This is a genomic window from Leucobacter luti, from assembly GCF_050310065.1.
GTDB classification, from domain to species: Bacteria; Actinomycetota; Actinomycetes; order Actinomycetales; family Microbacteriaceae; genus Leucobacter; species Leucobacter luti_B.
The window spans coordinates 2,787,270-2,805,402 of the sequence record NZ_CP190007.1 but is presented as its reverse complement, the minus strand read 5'-3'; the positions used below and the strand labels follow the sequence as shown (position 1 = coordinate 2,805,402).

Annotated in this window: 19 protein-coding genes; 14 read left to right on the top strand and 5 right to left on the bottom strand. The window is 71.9% G+C overall.

The genetic code is table 11. The annotated features are described in order from the left end of the window. Positions 1-17: 17 nt before the first annotated feature. Positions 18-869, bottom strand: coding sequence for a hypothetical protein (locus ACOPJ3_RS12790; protein WP_427869551.1), 852 nt, complete (start codon positions 867-869; stop codon positions 18-20). 129 nt (positions 870-998) lie between these two features. Further along, positions 999-1,316 carry a YegP family protein gene (locus tag ACOPJ3_RS12785; RefSeq protein WP_427869550.1) on the bottom strand — a complete coding sequence of 106 codons (318 nt, stop codon included), beginning with the start codon at positions 1,314-1,316 and terminating at the stop codon, positions 999-1,001. A gap of 438 nt (positions 1,317-1,754) precedes the next feature. Here ACOPJ3_RS12785 and ACOPJ3_RS12780 point away from each other — a divergent pair, with 438 nt between their 5' ends. Further along, positions 1,755-2,519, top strand: a complete 765-nt coding sequence (locus tag ACOPJ3_RS12780; RefSeq protein ID WP_427869549.1) for an enoyl-CoA hydratase/isomerase family protein — start codon at positions 1,755-1,757, stop codon at positions 2,517-2,519. Between the two features lie 128 nt (positions 2,520-2,647). On the opposite strand, the gene ACOPJ3_RS12775 is transcribed toward ACOPJ3_RS12780, so the two are convergent. Both ACOPJ3_RS12775 and ACOPJ3_RS12770 read right to left on the bottom strand, forming a co-directional pair. Beyond that, on the bottom strand, positions 2,648-3,262 hold the full coding sequence (locus ACOPJ3_RS12775) for a nuclear transport factor 2 family protein (RefSeq protein ID WP_427869548.1): 615 nt from the start codon (positions 3,260-3,262) through the stop codon (positions 2,648-2,650). Then, on the bottom strand, positions 3,259-3,804 hold the full coding sequence (locus tag ACOPJ3_RS12770; RefSeq protein WP_427869547.1) for a nuclear transport factor 2 family protein: 546 nt from the start codon (positions 3,802-3,804) through the stop codon (positions 3,259-3,261). The genes ACOPJ3_RS12775 and ACOPJ3_RS12770 overlap by 4 nt, the downstream gene beginning before the upstream one ends. A 128-nt stretch (positions 3,805-3,932) precedes the next feature. On the opposite strand from ACOPJ3_RS12770, the gene ACOPJ3_RS12765 reads away from it, so the two are divergent. The 13 genes from ACOPJ3_RS12765 (at position 3,933) to ACOPJ3_RS12705 (ending at position 16,514) form a co-directional block, all read left to right on the top strand. Next, positions 3,933-4,709 carry an electron transfer flavoprotein subunit beta/FixA family protein gene (locus ACOPJ3_RS12765; protein ID WP_427869546.1) on the top strand — a complete coding sequence of 259 codons (777 nt, stop codon included), beginning with the start codon at positions 3,933-3,935 and terminating at the stop codon, positions 4,707-4,709. Positions 4,710-4,719: 10 nt separating this feature from the next. After that, on the top strand, positions 4,720-5,724 hold the full coding sequence (locus ACOPJ3_RS12760) for an electron transfer flavoprotein subunit alpha/FixB family protein (RefSeq protein ID WP_427869545.1): 1,005 nt from the start codon (positions 4,720-4,722) through the stop codon (positions 5,722-5,724). Positions 5,725-5,735: 11 nt separating this feature from the next. Then, the gene (locus ACOPJ3_RS12755; RefSeq protein ID WP_427871230.1) at positions 5,736-7,457 is read left to right on the top strand and encodes a cytochrome b/b6 domain-containing protein; all 1,722 of its coding nucleotides are present in this window, start codon (positions 5,736-5,738) and stop codon (positions 7,455-7,457) included. A 155-nt stretch (positions 7,458-7,612) separates the two neighbouring features. Next, positions 7,613-8,830 carry an ABC transporter substrate-binding protein gene (locus ACOPJ3_RS12750; protein ID WP_427869544.1) on the top strand — a complete coding sequence of 406 codons (1,218 nt, stop codon included), beginning with the start codon at positions 7,613-7,615 and terminating at the stop codon, positions 8,828-8,830. A gap of 9 nt (positions 8,831-8,839) precedes the next feature. Next, positions 8,840-9,715 (top strand): branched-chain amino acid ABC transporter permease, encoded by an 876-nt coding sequence (locus ACOPJ3_RS12745; RefSeq protein WP_427869543.1) that lies wholly within the window; start codon positions 8,840-8,842, stop codon positions 9,713-9,715. Positions 9,716-9,729: 14 nt separating this feature from the next. Next, positions 9,730-10,740, top strand: a complete 1,011-nt coding sequence (locus tag ACOPJ3_RS12740) for a branched-chain amino acid ABC transporter permease (protein ID WP_427869542.1) — start codon at positions 9,730-9,732, stop codon at positions 10,738-10,740. Further along, positions 10,733-11,518, top strand: a complete 786-nt coding sequence (locus ACOPJ3_RS12735; RefSeq protein WP_427869541.1) for an ABC transporter ATP-binding protein — start codon at positions 10,733-10,735, stop codon at positions 11,516-11,518. The genes ACOPJ3_RS12740 and ACOPJ3_RS12735 overlap by 8 nt, the downstream gene beginning before the upstream one ends. Next, positions 11,515-12,234 carry an ATP-binding cassette domain-containing protein gene (locus ACOPJ3_RS12730; RefSeq protein WP_427869540.1) on the top strand — a complete coding sequence of 240 codons (720 nt, stop codon included), beginning with the start codon at positions 11,515-11,517 and terminating at the stop codon, positions 12,232-12,234. Before ACOPJ3_RS12735 ends, ACOPJ3_RS12730 begins: the two co-directional genes overlap by 4 nt. Further along, positions 12,231-13,922, top strand: coding sequence for a class I adenylate-forming enzyme family protein (locus tag ACOPJ3_RS12725; protein ID WP_427869539.1), 1,692 nt, complete (start codon positions 12,231-12,233; stop codon positions 13,920-13,922). The genes ACOPJ3_RS12730 and ACOPJ3_RS12725 overlap by 4 nt, the downstream gene beginning before the upstream one ends. A gap of 24 nt (positions 13,923-13,946) precedes the next feature. After that, on the top strand, positions 13,947-14,792 hold the full coding sequence (locus ACOPJ3_RS12720; protein ID WP_427869538.1) for an SMP-30/gluconolactonase/LRE family protein: 846 nt from the start codon (positions 13,947-13,949) through the stop codon (positions 14,790-14,792). Further along, entirely contained in the window at positions 14,789-15,256 is a 468-nt protein-coding gene (locus ACOPJ3_RS12715) for a VOC family protein (RefSeq protein ID WP_427869537.1), read from the top strand. Before ACOPJ3_RS12720 ends, ACOPJ3_RS12715 begins: the two co-directional genes overlap by 4 nt. A gap of 11 nt (positions 15,257-15,267) precedes the next feature. Further along, positions 15,268-16,026, top strand: a complete 759-nt coding sequence (locus ACOPJ3_RS12710) for a hypothetical protein (protein ID WP_427869536.1) — start codon at positions 15,268-15,270, stop codon at positions 16,024-16,026. Next, on the top strand, positions 16,023-16,514 hold the full coding sequence (locus tag ACOPJ3_RS12705; protein ID WP_427869535.1) for a nuclear transport factor 2 family protein: 492 nt from the start codon (positions 16,023-16,025) through the stop codon (positions 16,512-16,514). Before ACOPJ3_RS12710 ends, ACOPJ3_RS12705 begins: the two co-directional genes overlap by 4 nt. Before the next feature lie 171 nt (positions 16,515-16,685). On the opposite strand, the gene ACOPJ3_RS12700 is transcribed toward ACOPJ3_RS12705, so the two are convergent. Continuing rightward, positions 16,686-18,077 (bottom strand): MFS transporter, encoded by a 1,392-nt coding sequence (locus ACOPJ3_RS12700; protein ID WP_427869534.1) that lies wholly within the window; start codon positions 18,075-18,077, stop codon positions 16,686-16,688. Positions 18,078-18,133 lie beyond the last annotated feature (56 nt).

Below are 18,133 nucleotides of genomic sequence, written 5' to 3'. Positions count from 1 at the left end.
AGCGCGCTGCACCCGCTCTACCCCTCGACCTCGACGCTCCATCCCTGGGCGGGCGGCGCGGAGTGCGTGAGGATGTGGTCGATCACGGCGAGGGCGCGGGGGAGGGCGACGGTGTCGCGATCCCGGTACTCGTCCTCCTGGCCGTTGTCGAGGAGGAAACCGCCGCTCAGACCGTCGGCGAGCGGGTCGGTCGCGTGGCCGGACTCGCCGCCGAGGCCGGTCAGCATGATCATCACGCGGGCCCGGTTCGTCACGAGGACGAGCGTCGATCCCGCGTCGGATTCGAGCATCGTGGTGAGATCTCCCGCCGTCCTGCGGTCGTCGAAGATTCTCTGTGCGTTCGCCGGCGCGAGCGGGGAGTCCTCTGCTCCCGCGAGCCACCATATTGGCGCCGGATCCGGCTCGGCGCCCGCGCCAGATTCCGCTGCGTCGGCGCACCCGACCCCGGCCTCGCCCTCGTCGGGCACGCGGATCGACGGGAACACGCGCGCGAAGCGATCCCGGATCGCCGGGGACTCCCGGAGCGCTGCGCTCGCCGCAGCCCGATCCGGTGCGCCGGCACCGCCGGGCTGCAGCTCGGGGAACCGCGCGTGGGCGATCCCCGCGACGGCCCGCCCCTCGGCGGCGGAGAGGCTCGTTCCTGGCCAGGTCCCGATCAGCCCACGCCAGCCGGGGACGAGCGCGTTCGCGAGACCGGGCGCGAAGAGCTCGAAGACGCGAGCGGGGAGCTCGCGGGACTGCTCGAGGGCGAGCTGGATCCAGCCCTTCAGCTCCTCGGGCGTGATCGCGCCCGCAGCCAGGCACGACAGTGCGAAGCTGAGATCCTCGGCATCGTTCCCGGCGACCGTCGTCGCTCGCTCATCAGCCATGGACACAAAGGTGCCGAAGGTTGTTCAGTTTACTCTCGCGAGGCGGCCGCCGGTGGACACCCTGCTGCCAGGATCGCCGGATCTCGCGACACCTGAGCTGGTCGGGGCGAGCTATCCCGCGCCTCCGGTCTACGGCCCCTCGGCGCCGCCCGCCTTGGCCTGCACGTTGTCGGCCGCGCGCTGCGCGTTGCTCTTCGACGCGAAGGGCTCGCCGGAGGAGGCCACGTTGTTGCCTCCGCGGAACGCGCGCCAGCGGTACTTGCCGCCTTTGTCCTCGTAGACCTCGAACTTCGCCTCCGCTGCGCCCGCTTTGAACGCCGCCGCGGCGCGCTTCGCGTTGGACATGCTCGCGAACGTCTCGCCCGCGTAGGCGACCTTCTCGCCGTTCGAGGCGATGAGCCACCAGCTCGGGTTGCCGCCCGCCGTGTTTTCGACCAAGAATCGCACGTCACTGCTCCGTTCCGGGGCTCACCGTTGAGCCCTCCGAGGGTCAAGATAGCAGGTCAGAGCGCCCTTTCGGGGGTGATTTTCACCGGTCGGGACGGGAGCGGGCCACCCCGTTGTGCAACTCCACCACGCGGTCGGCGCGGGCGATCATGGTCGGGTCGTGGGTGGCGAGCCGGCGTGCCGGCCGCGGCGGGAAGGCGGGGCGGGATCCGGATCCGGGGCCGGATCCGGATCCAGATCCAGATCCGGGGCTCGAGTCGGCCGATAGGCCCCATTCGTGGGGTCGAGTGGGCCGGAAAGCCCCTTTCGCGGGGCTGATTGGGGCCTTTCGGCCGACTCGGCGGGGGCGAGCGGGGGACGAGCGGGTGCCGCGCGGGCGCGGCGCCGGCGCGGCGGCGAATTGCGGCGGGGGGTCCCGCGGGTCGTAGGATCACGTCCATGACTAACGCAGTGCTGCTGGAGATCGACCGGGGTGTGGCCCGGATTACGTTGAACCGTCCGGATCGGCTGAACGCCTTCGACGCCGACATGGCCGTGGAGTGGGCGGCGCTCGCCGCCGAGGCCGTCGCGCGGCCGGAGGTGCGGGCGGTGCTGCTCGCGTCCGAGGGGCGAGCGTTCTGCGCGGGCGGAGACGTGCGCGCCATGGCAGGGTTCGCGGACCGGGAGGGCGAGCTCAAGGTGCTCGCCGAGCGCATCAACGAGGGGCTGATTTCCCTGTTCGAGGCACCGATTCCCGTGGTGGCGGCCGCGCAGGGGACGACGGCGGGCGGCGGGCTCGGGCTCATGCTCAGCAGCGACTACGCGATCGCGGGGGAGAGCTCGAAGATCGGCAGCCTCTACGGCGGCGTCGGCCTCACCCCCGACCTCACGGTCACGGCGCTGCTCGCTCGGGCGGTCGGCGAGCGACGCGCGCTGCAGCTCGCGCTGCAGGAACGCCTGCTCACGGGCGCCGAGGCGCTCGAGTGGGGGCTCGTCGCCGAGGTCGTCGCCGACGATCAGGTGCGGGATCGCGCCGAGGCCGTCGCTCGACAGTGGGCCGACGGCGTGCCCTACGCCTACGGCCAAGCGAAACGCCTGATCCGGAGCCAGCCGAGCCGGAGCTTCCGCGAGCAGCTCGCCGAGGAAGCGCGCACGATCGCGGCGACCTCGGTGCTCCCGGAGGCTGACGAGCGGATCCGCGCCTTCGGGACCCGCGGGAAGTAGGGCGCGCGGCGCGCGCTTCGCGCGCGGTCCGCGGGCTCGCGGGCTCGCGGGCGATCGAGTCGGCCGTACGGCCCCTTTCGCGCGGCTGATTGGGGCCTTACGGCCGACTCGGCTGCGGGAATGGGGCCTTACGGCCGACTCGGCGCATCCTGGCCAGGCCCGGCGGGCGCGGGCCCGGGCGCGGCAGGCGCAGGCGCCGGCGCGAGCCACGCCGGGTCGAGGCCGCGGGCGCGCGCGCCGAGCGGGAGCTCGCGGGGCGCGCCGTCGCCGAGCGCCTCGACGCGGGTGCGCACGAGGCGGGACGAGGAGATGCGCCAGCCTCGGCGGGTGAGGGCGTACTCGTCCTCGTAGAAGCCGGTGCCGCGGATCCCGCGCATGTCGGGCGCGGAGGGGGCCGCGAGCGAGGGGTGGCCCGGCGCGAAGTGGAGCTCGTCGCGCATCGCCCACACTCCGCGCGCGACCCACACGCCGCGCAGCGCGACCGGCGCGCGCACCGCGAACTCAGGGTTCGCGCCGAGGTGCTGGCTGCGCACGCCAGCGAGGTGCTCGGACAGGCCCGCGATCAGGGTGTCTACGCCCTCGCGGATCCCGAAGCCGAAGCCCGAGAAGCGGGCGTCGGGGGTGTACACCTGGCGGAGCGCCTCCCAGTCCTGCGTGTCGACGGCCCGGAAGTAGCGGGCCTTCAGGGCGGTGAGGGCGAGGTAGTCGTCGAAGGTGAGGCCGCGCACGGCGCGCGGGCTCACGCGCCGGCCCCGGATCCGGATCCCGCAGCAGCCCCGTGCACCGCGAACCCGTGCGCGTAGAGCGGGTCGCCCGGCCCGCGGGCGCCGCGCGGGCCCTCGCCCTCGGGGGAGCGCATGCGGCCGGCGTCAGAGCGGGTCCACTCGCGCACGGCGAAGCGCTCGACGATGCGCCAGCCCTCGGGCTCGCGGCGCAGGCGGTCGAGGTAGCGCACGCCGCTCGTGAAGTTGAGGGCGGGGTCGTCGGCGGGTTCGCCCCAGTGGTGAGACGTGCCGTAGGTCTCGGCGGTCGCCTCGTCGCCGTCGACGTGCGCGATGTGGGTGCCGAGCACGTGCATCGTGCCGGTGAAGCCCGCCGTGCGCTCCCGCAGCCAGGCGACGTAGTCGTCGGCGCTGCCCGAGAAGCCGGTGTGGTGGTCGACGCCGTCGCTCGCGTAGACGGCGCGCACGGCCGGGTAATCCGCGCGGTCGACCGCGCGGCAATAGGTCGAGATCAGGTCCGATATCTCGAGGCGGTCGGCAAGCAACTGGGTTTTCTCATCCATGCCGCGAACCTAGCAGCCGCTTGGTAATCTGGTCGAGGCCGCGCGCCGCGAAAACAAAGCAAGCAATTGCTTGTTATTTGCGATAGGCTGTGGCGACACGCAGCGGCGCACACGTCGAAGGAGAAACGATGAAGTTGATCGTCCTGGTCAAGGAGGTCCCCGACACGTACGGGGACCGCAAGCTCGACCTCGAGACCGGCCTCGCCGACCGCGCGGCGAGCGAGTCCGTGCTCGACGAGATCTCCGAGCGCGCACTCGAGGCGGCGCTCGCCTACGCCGACGCCAACGAGGGCGCCGAGGTGACGGTGCTCTCGCTCGCCCCGGCCGGCTCAGTCGCGACGATCCGCAAGGCGCTCGCGATGGGCGCGGGCAGCGCGATCCACGTCGCCGACGAGGCGCTGCTCGGCGCCGACATCACGCTCACCGCCGAGGTGCTCGCGGCCGCGATCGCGCGCGCGGGCTTCGACCTCGTCATCGCGGGGAACGCCTCGACCGACGGCACGAGCGGCATGGTGCCGGCCGCGATCGCCGAGCGCCTCGGGATCCCGCACGCGAGCAGGCTTTCGAACATCGAGATCTCGGACGCCGCGGTCTCCGGCACGCGCCCGGTCGACGGCGGCACGCAGAAGATCACGGCCCAGCTGCCCGCGATCGCGTCGATCACCGAGGCGCTGCCCGACCCGCGCTTCCCCAACTTCAAGGGCATCATGGCCGCGAAGAAGAAGCCGCTCGAGACCCTGACGCTCGCCGAGCTCGGGATCGAGGTCGACCGGCCGGACGTCGCGCGCACCATCATGCTGACCGTCGCCGAGAAGCCGCCGCGCGCGGCTGGCGTAAAGATCGTGGACGAGGGCGACGCGGGCGCGAAGCTCGCCGAGTTCCTGGTCGAGAACCGCCTGGTGTGAGGAGAGATCGATGACTGATTTCGCAGCGGATTCCATTCTCGTCGTCGCCGAGACCGCCCCCGCGGGCGGCCTCGCGAAGTCGGCGGCAGAGCTGCTCGGCGCGGCAGCGGCCGTCGGCACCCCCGTCGCGCTCCTCCTCGGTGTCGCAGAGCCTGCAGCAGAGCCGGCCGCCGACCTCGCGGCCGAGCTCGCGGAGCTCGGCGCGGCGCGCGTCCTCGTCGCGGCGGGGGCCGGATCCGGATCCGGATCCGAGCTCGCCGTTCCCGCGGTCGACGCGCTCGCCGCGGCGGCCGAGCTCGTGCGCCCCGACGCCGTGCTCGTCTCGCACTCGGCCGACGGCCGCGACATCGCCGCCCGCTTCGCGGTGCGCACGGGCAGCGCGCTCTCCGCCGACGCGATCGGCGTCGCGCGCGACGAGCTGGGCGTCACGGCCCAGCACTCCGTCTACGGCGGCGCCTACAACTCGAGCTCGACGGCGACCTTCGGGGCGCCCGTCGTGACGGTGCGCCAGGGTTCGATCGACGCCCGCGCGGCGGCGCAGCCGCTCCAGCAGGAGGATCTCACCGTTTCGGCGTCGGGGAAGCCCGCTGCGATCGTCGAGTCGTTCGAGGCCGTGACCAGCGTCTCCTCGCGGCCCGAGCTGCGGGGCGCAGGCAAGGTCGTCTCGGGCGGCCGCGGCCTCGGTTCGGCCGAACAGTTCGCGCTCGTCGAGCAGCTCGCCGACGCGCTCGGCGCCGCCGTCGGCGCGTCGCGCGCAGCGGTCGACGCCGGCTACATTCCCGCCGCGCACCAGGTCGGGCAGACGGGCGTCTCCGTGTCGCCGCAGCTCTACGTCGCCCTCGGCATCTCGGGCGCGATCCAGCACAAGGCCGGCATGCAGACCGCGAAGACGATCGTCGCCATCAACAAGGACGCCGACGCGCCCATCTTCGAGGTCGCCGACTTCGGCGTCGTGGGCGACCTCTTCACGGTCGTGCCGCAGCTCGTGCAGGCGCTCGAGGCACGAAAGCAGTAGCGGCCGTGGCGATGAACACCGAGCTGCGCAGGCGCGGGCTGCCGCGTCGCCCGGGCGGCGAGCCCTGGCCCGCCGAGGGGCGGCTGCCCGGCGAGGCCGCGACAGCGGATGCCTCCGAGGCGGTGTCCATTCCCGAGGCGGTGTCCATTCCCGAGGCGGTGGTCGCTTCCGAGGCGCGGCATTCGGCTCCGGATCAGGATCTTGCGCCCGCTGAGGTGGCTGCGGTGGCGCCCGAGTCGGCCGCTGTCGCGAGCTTCCGGAGCGGGCTGCCGCGCGTGCGCGGCGGCGAGCCGTGGCCGCCAGGGGGTGCTCGCGCGGGCGCCGCCGCGGTCGGTGGCGCGGAGCCGGCGCAGGCGCAGGTGACGGCCCAGACCCCGCGCGCCGCACACGCGGCCCCAGTATCAGCTGGCGCCGTGGCAACTGAGGCTGTGTCAACTGAAGCAGTGTCAACTGAGGCGGCGTCAGTCGCGGGTGAGTTGACGGTCCCCGCCGAGGAGGCCGCCCCGGATGGGGACGGCGTGCCGCTCCGGCGCGGCCTCCCGCGCGTGCGGGGCGGCGAGCCGTGGCCCGCTGCCGGGTTCGCGCCCGCTTCGGCGAAGCGCGTCCGGCCCGAGGTCGCGGCGGTGATCCCGGAGGCCGCGGATCCCGCGCCGCTCGATCCGGCACCGGTCGATCTCGCACCGGGCGATCCGGCACCCGCCGAAGCGGCCCCGGGCCCGGTTGAGCCGATCCCGGCCTCGACCCCGGTCGATCCGGCACCGGCACCCACCGAAGCAAGCCCGGCACCGGCCCCGAAGCCAACACCGCCCCCGAAGCCCCGCCGCGAGCCGACGCTCATCGCGGGGAAGCCCCTGTCGCGCTGGGTGCGGTGGGCCGTGCTCGGCCTGCTCGGCCTGGTCGCGGCGGCCGGAATCATCGTGCTCGCGGCGCGCGGCGTCACGACGCTGCCCGGCGTGCCGGAGTTTGTGGAGCGCTACCCGGGCGAGTACCACCTGCCGGAGTTCGTCGCCGAGGGGTTCCCGGCGTGGGCGCGGTGGACGCACTTCCTGAACTTCTTCTTCATGGTGCTCATCATCCGCACGGGGCTGCTCGTGCGGCACCAGCAGAAGCCGCCCGCCTATTACACGCCGAAGCGCGGCGGCAAGAAGGTCTCGATCTTCCTGTGGTTGCACACCTCGCTCGACGTGCTGTGGCTCTTGAACGGCGTCGTGTTCGTCGTGCTGCTCTTCGCGACCGGCCACTGGGCGCGGATCGTGCCAACGAGCTGGGAGGTGTTCCCGAACGCGGTCTCCGCGATGCTGCAGTACCTCACGCTCGAGTGGCCCGTCGAGAACGGCTGGGTGAACTACAACAGCCTGCAGCAGCTCATGTACTTCACGGTCGTGTTCATCGCGGCCCCGCTCGCCGCGATCACGGGGGTGCGGATGAGCTCCTGGTGGCCCGAGGACGCCGAGCGCCTGAACCGGGCGTACCCCGCGCCGCTCGCGCGGGCCGTGCACTTCCCGGTCATGCTGTTCTTCACCGCGTTCATCCTCGTGCACGTCTTCCTCGTCTTCGCGACAGGGATGCGCCGCAACCTGAACCACATGTTCGCGGGCTCGGACGAGACGAGCTGGCTCGGCTTCTGGCTCCTCGTCGTCGGCCTCGCCGTGACGGCGGGCGCGTGGTTCGCGGCGCGGCCGCTGATCCTGGCGCCGATCGCGAGCGTCTCCGGGCGCGTGAGCGAGCGTTAGCGAGCTCAGCGCGCGCCCGGATTCGCCGCCCCCACAGGGGGTGGCGAAGATTCGGGACGCGTGCGATACTTAAACAAGCATTTGATTGGTAGTTGGGGAAGGCTGCCGATTCAGTGCTCATCAATAGACGATGACTATGGCCAATGGAGGTCGTTGTGGCAAAACGTACTATCGCCGGACTGGCGGGGCTTGCCTCGCTCGTCCTGCTGCTTTCCGCGTGCTCGGGTGGCTCGGGTGGCTCAGAAGCTCCCCCCGCGAGTGACCTCGACACGAAGAACCCTGTCGTCATCGGCCTCGATGAGGACAGCACCGGCCCCGGCGCCGCCTACGCGACGCTCGCGGGAGCGACCGCGCGCATGGCGGTCGACGAGATCAACGCGAACGGCGGGATCCTCGGCCGCGAGGTCCAGGTCGTCGTCGGCAACGACGAGTCCGACCCGACGAAGACCCCGTCCGTCATCCGCAAGCTCGTCGACGACGGCGCCCACGCGCTCGTGCTCGCGACGGGCGGCGGCTCGGTCCTGCAGGCGAAGGCGGTCGTGAAGGACGCCGGGATCACCGCGGTCGCCCCGGTCGCCATCACGACCTCCGTCGGCCTGCCGCCGGACAACGAGAACATGTACATGCTCGCCAACGGGCTCGACGACTTCTCCGAGGCCTACTGCGGCGCCTTCGAGAAGGAGGGGTACAAGAAGCTCGGGATCCTCGCCGACACCTCGGCGGCGATCGACAACATCGCCGGGCTTCTCGTGCCCGCGCTCGGCGAGTGCATCGACATCGTCGCGCAGGAGAAGGCGCCCGTCGACGCGGCCGACCTCAACGCGCAGGCCGCCCGCATCAAGGCGGAGGACCCGGACGTGCTCCTCGTGATGAGCGTCGGAGGCAACTTCGAGGTGCTCGCTCAGAACACGCTCGCGGCCCAGATGCCGAAGGAGATGCGCTTCTCGCTCGCCTCGCTCGGCAACCAGCCCGACTCGTGGGCGCTCGCGAACCCGGGCGTGCTCGAGGACGTCGTCTACATGGGCGCGCTCGACAGCGGCAACCCGCGCACCGCCGAGCTCGAGAAGAAGCTGAAGAAGGCGAACGGCGACGACTACCGCCTGACCGCATACGACGCGCAGGCCTACGACGCGGTCTACCTGATCAAGCAGGCGATCGAGGACGCGGGCGGCACGGACGACCTCACGGCGATCCGCGACAGCTTCAACGGCATCACGGACTACGAGGCCTCGTTCGGCCAGGACGGCTTCAAGCTCTCGTTCAGCGCGGACAAGCACATCGGCGCGGATTCCCTCTGCGGCCTCGTGCTCTCCGGCTTCGACGAGAACAACGAGCCGAGCGGCCCCTGGACCAAGTTCCAGGTCTCCTGCTAAGGCGCTGACATGACCGACCCACAGCTCTGGCTATCCGTACTCGAGATCGGCAGCTTCTTCGGGCTGATCGCGCTCGCGTATCAGCTGACACTCATCGGCGCGGGGTTCTTCAACTTCGCGATCGGGCCCTACGCGATGGCCGCCGCACTCGGCGCCTCCTGGCTCGTCGTAGAGTTCAAGATCCCGGCCTGGGCCGCGATCCTCGTCGGCCTCGTGATCGCGGGCGTGCTGAGCGCGCTCACCGAGCTGTTGGTCGTGCGTCCGGTGCAGAAGCGCGCCGGGGGCGGGGAACTGCCCGCCCTCGTCGCGGTCACCGCCGTCCTCTTCATCGTGCAGCAGGGCGCGGGGATCGTCTTCGGTCGCCGCGCCCTGCCAGGGCAGACCCTCTTCCGGACGCCCCCCGTCGAGCTCGGCAGCGTGTTCGTCACGAGCAGCGCGCTGCTCCTCATCGTCGCGACCGCGGTGATCTTCATCCTCGTTTCGGTCTGGATGCGGCACAGCCGCACCGGCAGGCTGCTGCGCGCGGTCGGCGACAACCGCGACGCCGCGGTGCTGCTCGGCCTGCCCGTGCGCCGGATCCGGCTCATCGCCTTCGCGCTCGCCGGCGTCATCGCCGGCATCGCGGGCATCCTGTACGCGCCGAAGAGCGGCGTGAGCTTCACGAGCGGCCTCTCCTGGACCCTCGTCGGCTTCCTCGCGCTCGTCATCGGCGGCACGGGGCGCACCTGGGCGCCGCTCGTCGGCGGCCTCCTGCTCGGGGCGATCCAGGTGTTCGCCCCCTTCTACTTCGGCAGCCTCGGGCCCACCACGATGGTGCTCGTCATCGCCCTCCTGTTCTTCGCGTTCCGCCCGCAGGGCATGTTCGCGACGCGGGTCCGGATCTGAGGAAGGACACCGAGATGCTCACTCACACGAAGGAGACTCCCGGCCGCGCACCCGCGAAGCGGCGCCTCAAGGAGGCGATCGTGCCGCTCGCCGTCGGCGCCGTCGGCGTGCTGCTGCTCGCGTGGGCGGGGGCGAGCGGCTTCAGGCAGGACCTGCTCGTGCTGCTCGCCGTCTACGCCCTGATCGCGCTCGGCATGTACATTCCGTTCGTGCTCGCCGGCTCGCTGTCGATGGCCTACGCGGCCTACGCGGCGATCGGCGGCTACTCGGTCGCGATCATCTCGACGGAGACCGGGCTGCCGGTCATCGTCGGGTGGATCATCGGCCCCATCGTCTCGGCGATCGTCGCCACGATCCTGAGCCTCCTCACCCGCAGGCTGAGCGGTTTCTTCCTCGCCGCCGTGACGCTGCTGTTCAGCATGGCGTTCGAGCCGTGGCTGATCGAGGCGAAGGAGATCACGGGCGGATCGGCCGGCATCGGCGGGATCCCGTCGCCCGAGTTCTTCGGCTGGGCCCCGCCCCGCCTCCTCCTCGTCGCGGGCGCCCTCGCCCTCGTCGTGGTCATCGCCTGGCTGATCGAGCGGATTCGGACCGGTTCGTGGGGCGTCACGGTGCGCACGATGCGCGACGTGCCCTCCGCCGTCGAGGCCATGGGCGTGCGGGTCTCGACCCTCACGACCGTGTCGCTCGCGGTCGGCGCCGCGATCGCCTCGTTCGCCGGCGCGATCTTCGTGAGCTTCATGCTCAGCATCACGCCCGAGACCTTCACGCTCTCGATCGTGTTCATGGCGATCTTCATCCCGCTCATCGGCGGCCAGGGGAGCGCCTGGGGCGCCGTGCTCGGCGCGCTCCTCGTGGTGCAGCTCACCCAGAACATGCCCGGCTTCGAGGGCTCGGGGCAGCTGGTCCTCGCGATCGGCGTGCTCATCATCCTGCTGATCGCCCCCGCGGGCATCATCGGCTACGCGCAGAAGCTCTGGGCCGCGCTCCGCGGTCGCCAGGCGAAGGAGACGAACAATGTCTGAGCACGGCGAGGTGATCCTCCGCGGCGAGGGGCTCTCCAAGGTCTACGGCGGCATCGTGGCGCTCGACTCGGTCGACATCTCGGTGGCGAGGGGCGAGATCCTGGGCCTCGTGGGTCCGAACGGCGCGGGCAAGACGACCCTCGTCGACCTCATCACGGGGATCCAGTCCGCGGACAGCGGCACCCTCACCCTCGACGGCACGAGGCTCGCCGGCGCCCCGTCGGTGCGCGCCCGCCGCGGCCTCGCGCGCACCTTCCAGCACCCGCACCTCGCGCTCGAACTGACCGTGGAGCAGAATCTCCTGGTGGGGGCCGCCGCGCACCGCTTCCCGTCCGCGTGGCGGATGGCGCTCGGGGTCATCACCGACGGGATCAGGCACCGCCCGTCCGAGCTGGAGCGCACGCTCGCCGTCGCCGAGGAGCTCGGCGTGCCGAAGCTGCACGAGCTCTGCGCGAACCTCTCGCTCGGCGAGCAGCGCCTCGTCGAGGTGGCGCGCGCCGTGGCGCAGGATCCCCTCGTCATGCTGCTCGACGAGCCATTCGCGGGCGCCGACGCCGCATCGATCGTCGGCATCGTCGACGCCATCAGGCAGGTTCAGGCCCGCGGGCACGCGGTGATCCTCGTCGATCACAACGTCGACCTGCTCACCTCGCTCGCCGACCGCGTGATGCTGCTGGCGCAGGGCAAGCGGGTGTTCGAGGGGCTGCCGCAGGAGTGCCTCGCGAGCCCCGAGATGCAGCGGGTGTACTTCGGAACGGGCGAGGAGGATGCGGCATGAGCGCGGATCTGGTGGTCAACGAACTCACCGTCACCTACGGCAAGGCGACGGCGGTCGAGCGCGCGACGCTCACGGTTCCGGCCGGCAAGATCACCGCGGTGGTCGGGCCGAACGGGGCGGGCAAGTCGAGCCTCGCCCTCGGGCTCTACGGCTCGGTCGCGGCGAAGGGGGAGGTGCTGCTCGCGGGCGAGCCGCTCAGCAGCATGAGCTCCATCGCGCGGGCGAAGGCCGGCCTCGCCATCGTGCCGCAGGGCAGGCAGCTCTTCCCCCGCCTCACTGTGCGGGACAACTTGCAGGTCATGGCGGAGATGCTCGGCCTCAAGAGGGACGCCGTCGAGGCGGCGCTCGACCGCTTCCCCGTGATCCGGGAGCGGCACAATCGGCTCGCGGGCGTGCTCTCCGGCGGCGAGCAGCAGATGCTCGTGGTCAGCCGGGCGCTCATGGCGAACCCGCGCTGCCTCGTGCTCGACGAGATGACGACGGGGCTCGCGCCCAAGATCGTCGGCCAGCTCATCGACACCGTCTCGGCCATCGCCGACGCTGGCGCCTCGGTCCTGATCGTCGACCCGGCGCTCGGCCCGCTCGCCCGCGCGGTCGACCGGGGCTACGTGCTCGTGCGCGCCCAGCTCGGGGAGGCCCACGAGAACGCCGACGCCCTCGACGCCGCCTACCAACGCGCCATGGGCGTGATCCACGACGAGATTGGACTGGAATGACACACGAGCTGAGCCTCGCCCCCGAGATCATCGCCGACTACACGGCGCGCGGCTGGTGGGGGGAGCTCACGGTGGCCGACTACGTCGCGGTGCAGGCGGAGCGCGTCCCCGAGAAGACGGCGTACGTCTGCGAGGGACGCCGGCTGAGCTGGCGCGACTACGACGCGCAGATCGACGAGCTCGCGAGCATCCTCGCGCCGCTGCTCGAGCCCGGCGCGCGCTTCGGCCTGCTGCTGCCCGACGCCGAGGAGTTCCACGTCGCACTCTGCGCGGCCGAGCGCAGCGGCACCGTCGCGGTCGGCATGGGGGCGCGATCCGGCCGTGGCGAGATCCACCACCTCATGAGCCGCGCGGAGGCCCGCGTGCTCGTCATGCGCGCCGAGCACCGCGACCACGGGCTCCTCGACTACGCGAGCGACCTCAGGGAGGACGGCTGGCAGCTCGACGCGATCGTCGAGGTCGCGCCAGCCGGTCCGCAGCGCCTGCTCCGCTGGGACGGGGAACGCTTCTCCGAGGCGCCGATGGAGCGGGCGGAGATCGCGGAGGTGCGGGCGCGCGCGCTCGGGCCGAACGATCTGTCGATGCTCAACTCGACCTCGGGAACGACCGGCAGGCCGAAGCTCGTGACGCAGTTCGCGAACCGCTGGATCCACTTCAGCGACCTCGCCTTCGCTGCGGCAGACTTCACCGAGGACGACGTCATGCTCGGCGCCGTGCCCGGCCCCTTCGGCTTCGGCCTCTGGAGCGCGCACTACGCGCCGGCGATGCTCGGCATGACGACCGTGCTGACCGAGCGCTTCAGCGCGGAGGAGACGATCCGTCTGCTGCAGGAGGAGCGGGTCACGATCCTCGCCTGCGTGAGCACCCAGTTCAAGATGATGCTCGACACGCCCGCGATCGAGACGGCGGAGGGCCTCGTGCTACGCGCCATGTTCACGGGCGGGGAGGCCGTGCCCTACGAGCGCGCCACCCAGTTCGAGGATCGCGTCGGCGCGAGCGTGCTCCAGTTCTACGGCTCGAACGAGTCGGGGGCGATCAGCGCGACCTCGCTGCGGGACACGCGCGAGCACCGGCTGAAGACCGCCGGGCGGGTCTACGATCACATCGGCCTCAGGCTCTACGACCCCGAGGGCAACGACATCACCGCGACGGGCGGCCCGGGCATCCCCGCGATCCTCGGCCCCACGATCAGCATGGGCTACTTCGGGGACGACGCCGCAAACGAGGAGCTGTTCCGAGACGGCCGGCTGCTGATGCCGGATCTCGTGACCGTCGACGCCGACGGCTACCTGCGCGTGGTCGGCCGCACGAGCGACCTCATCATCCGCGGCGGCAAGAACATCTCGGCCGTCGAGGTCGAGGAGGCCGTCGAGGCGCACCCCTCGGTCGTGATGGCCTCGGCCGTGCCGGTGCCGGATCCGATCTTCGGTGAGCGGATCGGCGTCGCCGTGACCGTGCGCGACCGGGCCGTGACCGTCGCCGAGCTCACCGCGTTCCTCGCGGAGCGGGGCGCCTCGAAGCACATCTACCCGGAGAAGGTCGTCGTCGTCGACGAGCTGCCTCGGGCCGCGGGCGGCAAGGTGGCGAAGGGGCAGGTGCGCGAGCTCGTCGCCGCGCCAGCGGGCGTCGACGTCGATTTGCGGGCGGGGATCCTGCAGGGCGCCTCTTCGGGCGCGGCCAGGGCATAGAACACAGCAGAACAGGGGAACACCATGCAGACCGTCATCGTGGATGGGCTCGCGTTTCCGGAGGGGGTGCGCTGGCGAAACGGCGCGCTCTACTTCTCGGACATGCACTCGCATCAGGTACTTCGATGGGAGGACGGGCGCCTCGAGGTGCTCGCCCACATCCCGGGCAAGCCGTCGGGGCTCGGCTTCACGGCCGACGGCGCGCTGCTCGTCGCCTCGCAGCACGACCGCTCGGTGTACCGGGTGGACCTCGCGGCGCCCGGATCCGGAGCCGAGCTCCACGCCGATCTCTCCGGGGTCGCGAGCTGGCACCTCAACGACATGATCACCGACGCCGAGGGCAACGCCTACGTCGGCAACTTCGGCAGCGGCGCCCCTCCGGGGGAGCCGATCGCGCCGGCCGCGCTCGCGCGGGTCGGCGCGGACGGCGCCGTGACGGTCGCGGCCGACGAGCTGTTCTTCCCGAACGGGATGGCGTTCAGCGCCGACGGGCGCACCCTCACGGTCGCCGAGACGCGCAGCGAGCCCGGCCGCCTCACCCAGTTCGACGTCGCCGAGGACGGCAGTCTCAGCAATCGCCGGGTGCTCGTCGAGTTCGCGAGCGAGTGGCCCGACGGGATCGCGATCGACCGCAACGGGGACTTCTGGGTCGCCTCGCCCTTCAGCGACGAGGTGCTCAGGGTCACGGCCGACGGCGAGATCGCCGAGCGGGTCGCCGTCACGGCGCCCTACGCGGTCGCGATCGGCGGCGATCCGGACGGCGACGGCGGGAGCGACCTCTTCGTCGCCTCGGCGGAGACCTGGCTGCCCGAGGAAGCCGCCGTGCGGCGATCCGGGCGCATCGTGCGCATCGACGGGGTCGTCTCGTGAGCGGGCTCGGCTTCTCGCTCGAGCCCATGCCGCTCGTCGGCGTCGTTGTGACCGACCTCGACGCCGCGATCGCGCGCTACAGCGCGCTCTTCGGGCTCGAGTTCCGGATCTTCGTCCCCGGCGTCGACTACGAGCTGCGCTACGAGACGAGCGGCGAGGGCGACACCTCGCAGGAGCTGCCTGGCCGGCTCCGGATCGCGTTCGACACCGACGACAGCTTCGAGCTCGTCGAGATCCCGGGCTCCGCGGAGGGCGTGCGCAACATGCACTACCGCGTCGACGACATGGACGCGGCCCTCGCCCACTTCGCGGCCCAGGGCCTTGAGCCCGTGCAGATCATCAGGGCGGGCGGGGCTAGGGAGGTCGTGTTCGACGCGAGCGACCTCACCGGCCTGCGCCTCTGCCTCCTCCAATTCGACGGCGACTCATTCGCGGAGGCGCTCGCCGCCTCGCCGCAGATCTGAAAGGACCCCGCGTGCTGAACCCCGAACTCAACTTCTTCTCCTTCATCAGGCTCACCGACCCGTCGGAGCGCGCCGCCTACAACGAGTGGCACCAGCTCGATCACCTGCCGGAGAACCGCGCGCTCCCCGGCGTCATGTGGGGCGACCGCTGGGCGCTCACCGAGGACTGCCGGGCCGTCGCCCGCGGCGAGGGCAACCTCGCCGGCGCCGACTTCGTCGCCATGTACTGGTTCCTCCCGCCCGTCGAGCAGGCCGTCGCCGAGTGGACGCAGCTCGGCGAAGACTCCTTCCAGTGGGGCCGCGGCCCCATGCTGCCCGGGATCCGCCGCGAGATGCTCGCCTTCTTCGCCCCGGTCAAGGGGTACGCCGCGGTCGACGCGCCCGTGAGCCCCCGCGTGCTGCCGCTGCGCCCGCACGCCGGCGTGCACGTCGAGGTGACGCACTTCGACGACCCCCACGCCGTCGAAACCCACGACGCGCACCGCAGGCAGGACCGCGAGGTGATCCCGCGGCTGATCCAGGAGCCCGGCGTGGTCGGCGCGTGGACCTTCGCCTTCAGCCACCCGCAGCGCCACGCGACGCTGCCGTTCCCCGAAACGGGCGACTACCGCCAGGGCTCCGTGCGGATCAGGCTCACTTACCTCGACGGCGATCCCGTCGAGGGCGCCGCCCGGATCGACGCGGTCGAGGCCTCGATCCCGGGCGGCGGGGCAGGCACGACGCTCTTCTCCGGGCCGCTCCGCACGATCGTGCCCTGGCGCGACTGGTGAGCGAGCTCGACAGGCTCGCCGAGCGCCTCGCCGAGCGCCTCGGTGTGCTCGAGGACCGAGCCGAGATCTCGGATCTCGTGGCGCGCTACGGGCCGATCGTGGACTCCGGATCCGGGGCCGCGCTCGGCGAGATCTGGACGCCCGACGGCCGTTACGAGGTGGGCGACGAGTTCGCGCTCGCGGGGCCGGACGTGCCCGGGCTCACGGAACTGCCGCCGCATCAGGCCTATCTCCGCGAGGGCTGCGCCCACGTGCTGACGCCGGCCGCAGTGCGGCTCGACGGCGACGAGGCCAGCGCCGTGAACCACTCGGTCGTGCTCGTGCGCCGCGGCGAGCAGTGGATCGCGGATCGCGTGAGCGCGAACGAGTGGCGCTTCGCCCGCACCGCGGCCGGCTGGCGGGTCACGCTCCGCCGCAACCGCCTGCTCGACGGCGACGAGGCCGCGCGCGGGCTCTTCGCGGCGGTCGGCGGTCCGACGGGCGCCTGAGCCGGGCGCGGCGGGCGCTGCCCGCCGCTCGCCGTCCGCCGTCCGCCGCCCGTCTGCACTCACCAAGATTTCTGCATTCAGCTCGCCTGTCTGCCCAAATTCTTGAAGTTGGGTGCAGATTTCCCACTGAGCGCTGCGGGTCGGGGCGAGGCGCGGCGCCCCCGGGCGCCGCTACCGCGCGCGCCGGATCGGCGCCGCCGCGATCACCGCGGCGGCGAGGCAGCCGAGCGAGACCGATCCGAAGGCGAGCATGAGCCCCTGCTCCGAGAGGAATTGCGGGTCGATCGCCGAGGGGAACGCGACGAGCGCGAAGGCGAAGGCCGAGCTCGCGATCGCCCCAGAAAAAGACCTGATGAGGGCGTTCACGCCGTTGGCCGAGGCCAGCTCCTCCGGCGGCGACGCCTGGCTTACGAGCGCCGGCATCGAGGCGAAGGCGAAGGCCGTGCCGGCCCCCACGATGAGCGTGCCGACGATCACGGTCGCGAGCCCGCCGTGCACGAAGGTGCGGAAGGCGAAGCCGAGCGCCATGACGCCGGCGCCAGCGCCGAGCACGAAGCGCGCGCCGTAGCGGTTGAGGCACCAGCCCGTGACCGGGGTGAGCGCCATCATCGTGAGCGCGAAGGGGAGGAGCAGGAGCCCCGCGGCCGACACGGGGAGCGCCATGCCGATCCCCGTCGCCTCGGGCGCCCGGGCCTCCTGCATCGTGATCAGGTGGTTCGCGAACATGCCGAAGGTTGCGAGGAACGAGGCGGCGTTGATCCGGAGCATCGTGGGCTGCATCGCGAGCCTGAGGTCGATCACGGCGGCATCGTTCCTGAGCGACGCGGCGATCCAGATCCCGAACGCGAGGAGCCCGCCGCCGGTCCAGGCGAGGGTCGGGATCGAGACCCAGCCCCACTCCGCGCCCTTCGAGATGACGAGCGTGAGCGCCGTGAGCCAGCCGACGAGGAGGAGCGAGCCGAGCGGGTCGAAGCGCTTCGACAGCCGGTCGGGGGCCTCCGGCACGACGACCCTGATCAGGATCATGAAGGCGGCGCTCGCGACGGCCGAGCTCCAGAAGATCCCGCTCAGCCCGCCGTGGCTCATGAGGAGCCCCGAGAGCGGGAGCCCCAGGGTCGAGCCCATGCCGATCGTGCCGCTCAGGAGCGCGACGCCCATGTTGGCTTGGCGGCGGTCGACGTGCGTGTGGATGAGGCTGATCCCGATCGGCACGACGGAGGTCGCGAAGCCCTGCAGGACGCGGCCGATGATCACGGTCGTGAACGTCATGCCGACGGCCGCGAGCACGGAGCCGGCGCAGAGCAGCCCGAGGGAGACGAGCATCATGCGGCGCCGGCCGTAGAGGTCGGCCATGCGGGACACGATCGGGGTGCTCACGGTGCTCGAGAGCAGGGTCGCGATGATGAGCCAGGCGGCGTCGCTGGCCGAGACGCCGAGGGCGTCGGGCACGTCCGCGAGTACGGGAACCATGAGGGTGAACTGGAGCGAGCTCACCATGGCCGCGCAGGCGAGCACGAGCACGACCGCGCGGCTGCGCGCGCGGGAGAGCGGGGCTTCGGTCATGCTCGGGTGGCTCCTTCGGTGCGGCGCCGCTGAGGTATAAAGCAAGCGCTTGTTAT

Coding starts and splice junctions, on each gene's coding strand:
- ACOPJ3_RS12770 (WP_427869547.1), bottom strand. CDS start 3,804: ATGGATGAGAAAACCCAGTTGCTTGCCGACCGCCTCGAGATATCGGAC.
- ACOPJ3_RS12720 (WP_427869538.1), top strand. CDS start 13,947: ATGCAGACCGTCATCGTGGATGGGCTCGCGTTTCCGGAGGGGGTGCGC.
- ACOPJ3_RS12700 (WP_427869534.1), bottom strand. CDS start 18,077: ATGACCGAAGCCCCGCTCTCCCGCGCGCGCAGCCGCGCGGTCGTGCTC.
- ACOPJ3_RS12760 (WP_427869545.1), top strand. CDS start 4,720: ATGACTGATTTCGCAGCGGATTCCATTCTCGTCGTCGCCGAGACCGCC.
- ACOPJ3_RS12765 (WP_427869546.1), top strand. CDS start 3,933: ATGAAGTTGATCGTCCTGGTCAAGGAGGTCCCCGACACGTACGGGGAC.
- ACOPJ3_RS12745 (WP_427869543.1), top strand. CDS start 8,840: ATGACCGACCCACAGCTCTGGCTATCCGTACTCGAGATCGGCAGCTTC.
- ACOPJ3_RS12740 (WP_427869542.1), top strand. CDS start 9,730: ATGCTCACTCACACGAAGGAGACTCCCGGCCGCGCACCCGCGAAGCGG.
- ACOPJ3_RS12780 (WP_427869549.1), top strand. CDS start 1,755: ATGACTAACGCAGTGCTGCTGGAGATCGACCGGGGTGTGGCCCGGATT.
- ACOPJ3_RS12790 (WP_427869551.1), bottom strand. CDS start 869: ATGGCTGATGAGCGAGCGACGACGGTCGCCGGGAACGATGCCGAGGAT.
- ACOPJ3_RS12735 (WP_427869541.1), top strand. CDS start 10,733: ATGTCTGAGCACGGCGAGGTGATCCTCCGCGGCGAGGGGCTCTCCAAG.
- ACOPJ3_RS12730 (WP_427869540.1), top strand. CDS start 11,515: ATGAGCGCGGATCTGGTGGTCAACGAACTCACCGTCACCTACGGCAAG.
- ACOPJ3_RS12725 (WP_427869539.1), top strand. CDS start 12,231: ATGACACACGAGCTGAGCCTCGCCCCCGAGATCATCGCCGACTACACG.
- ACOPJ3_RS12755 (WP_427871230.1), top strand. CDS start 5,736: ATGAACACCGAGCTGCGCAGGCGCGGGCTGCCGCGTCGCCCGGGCGGC.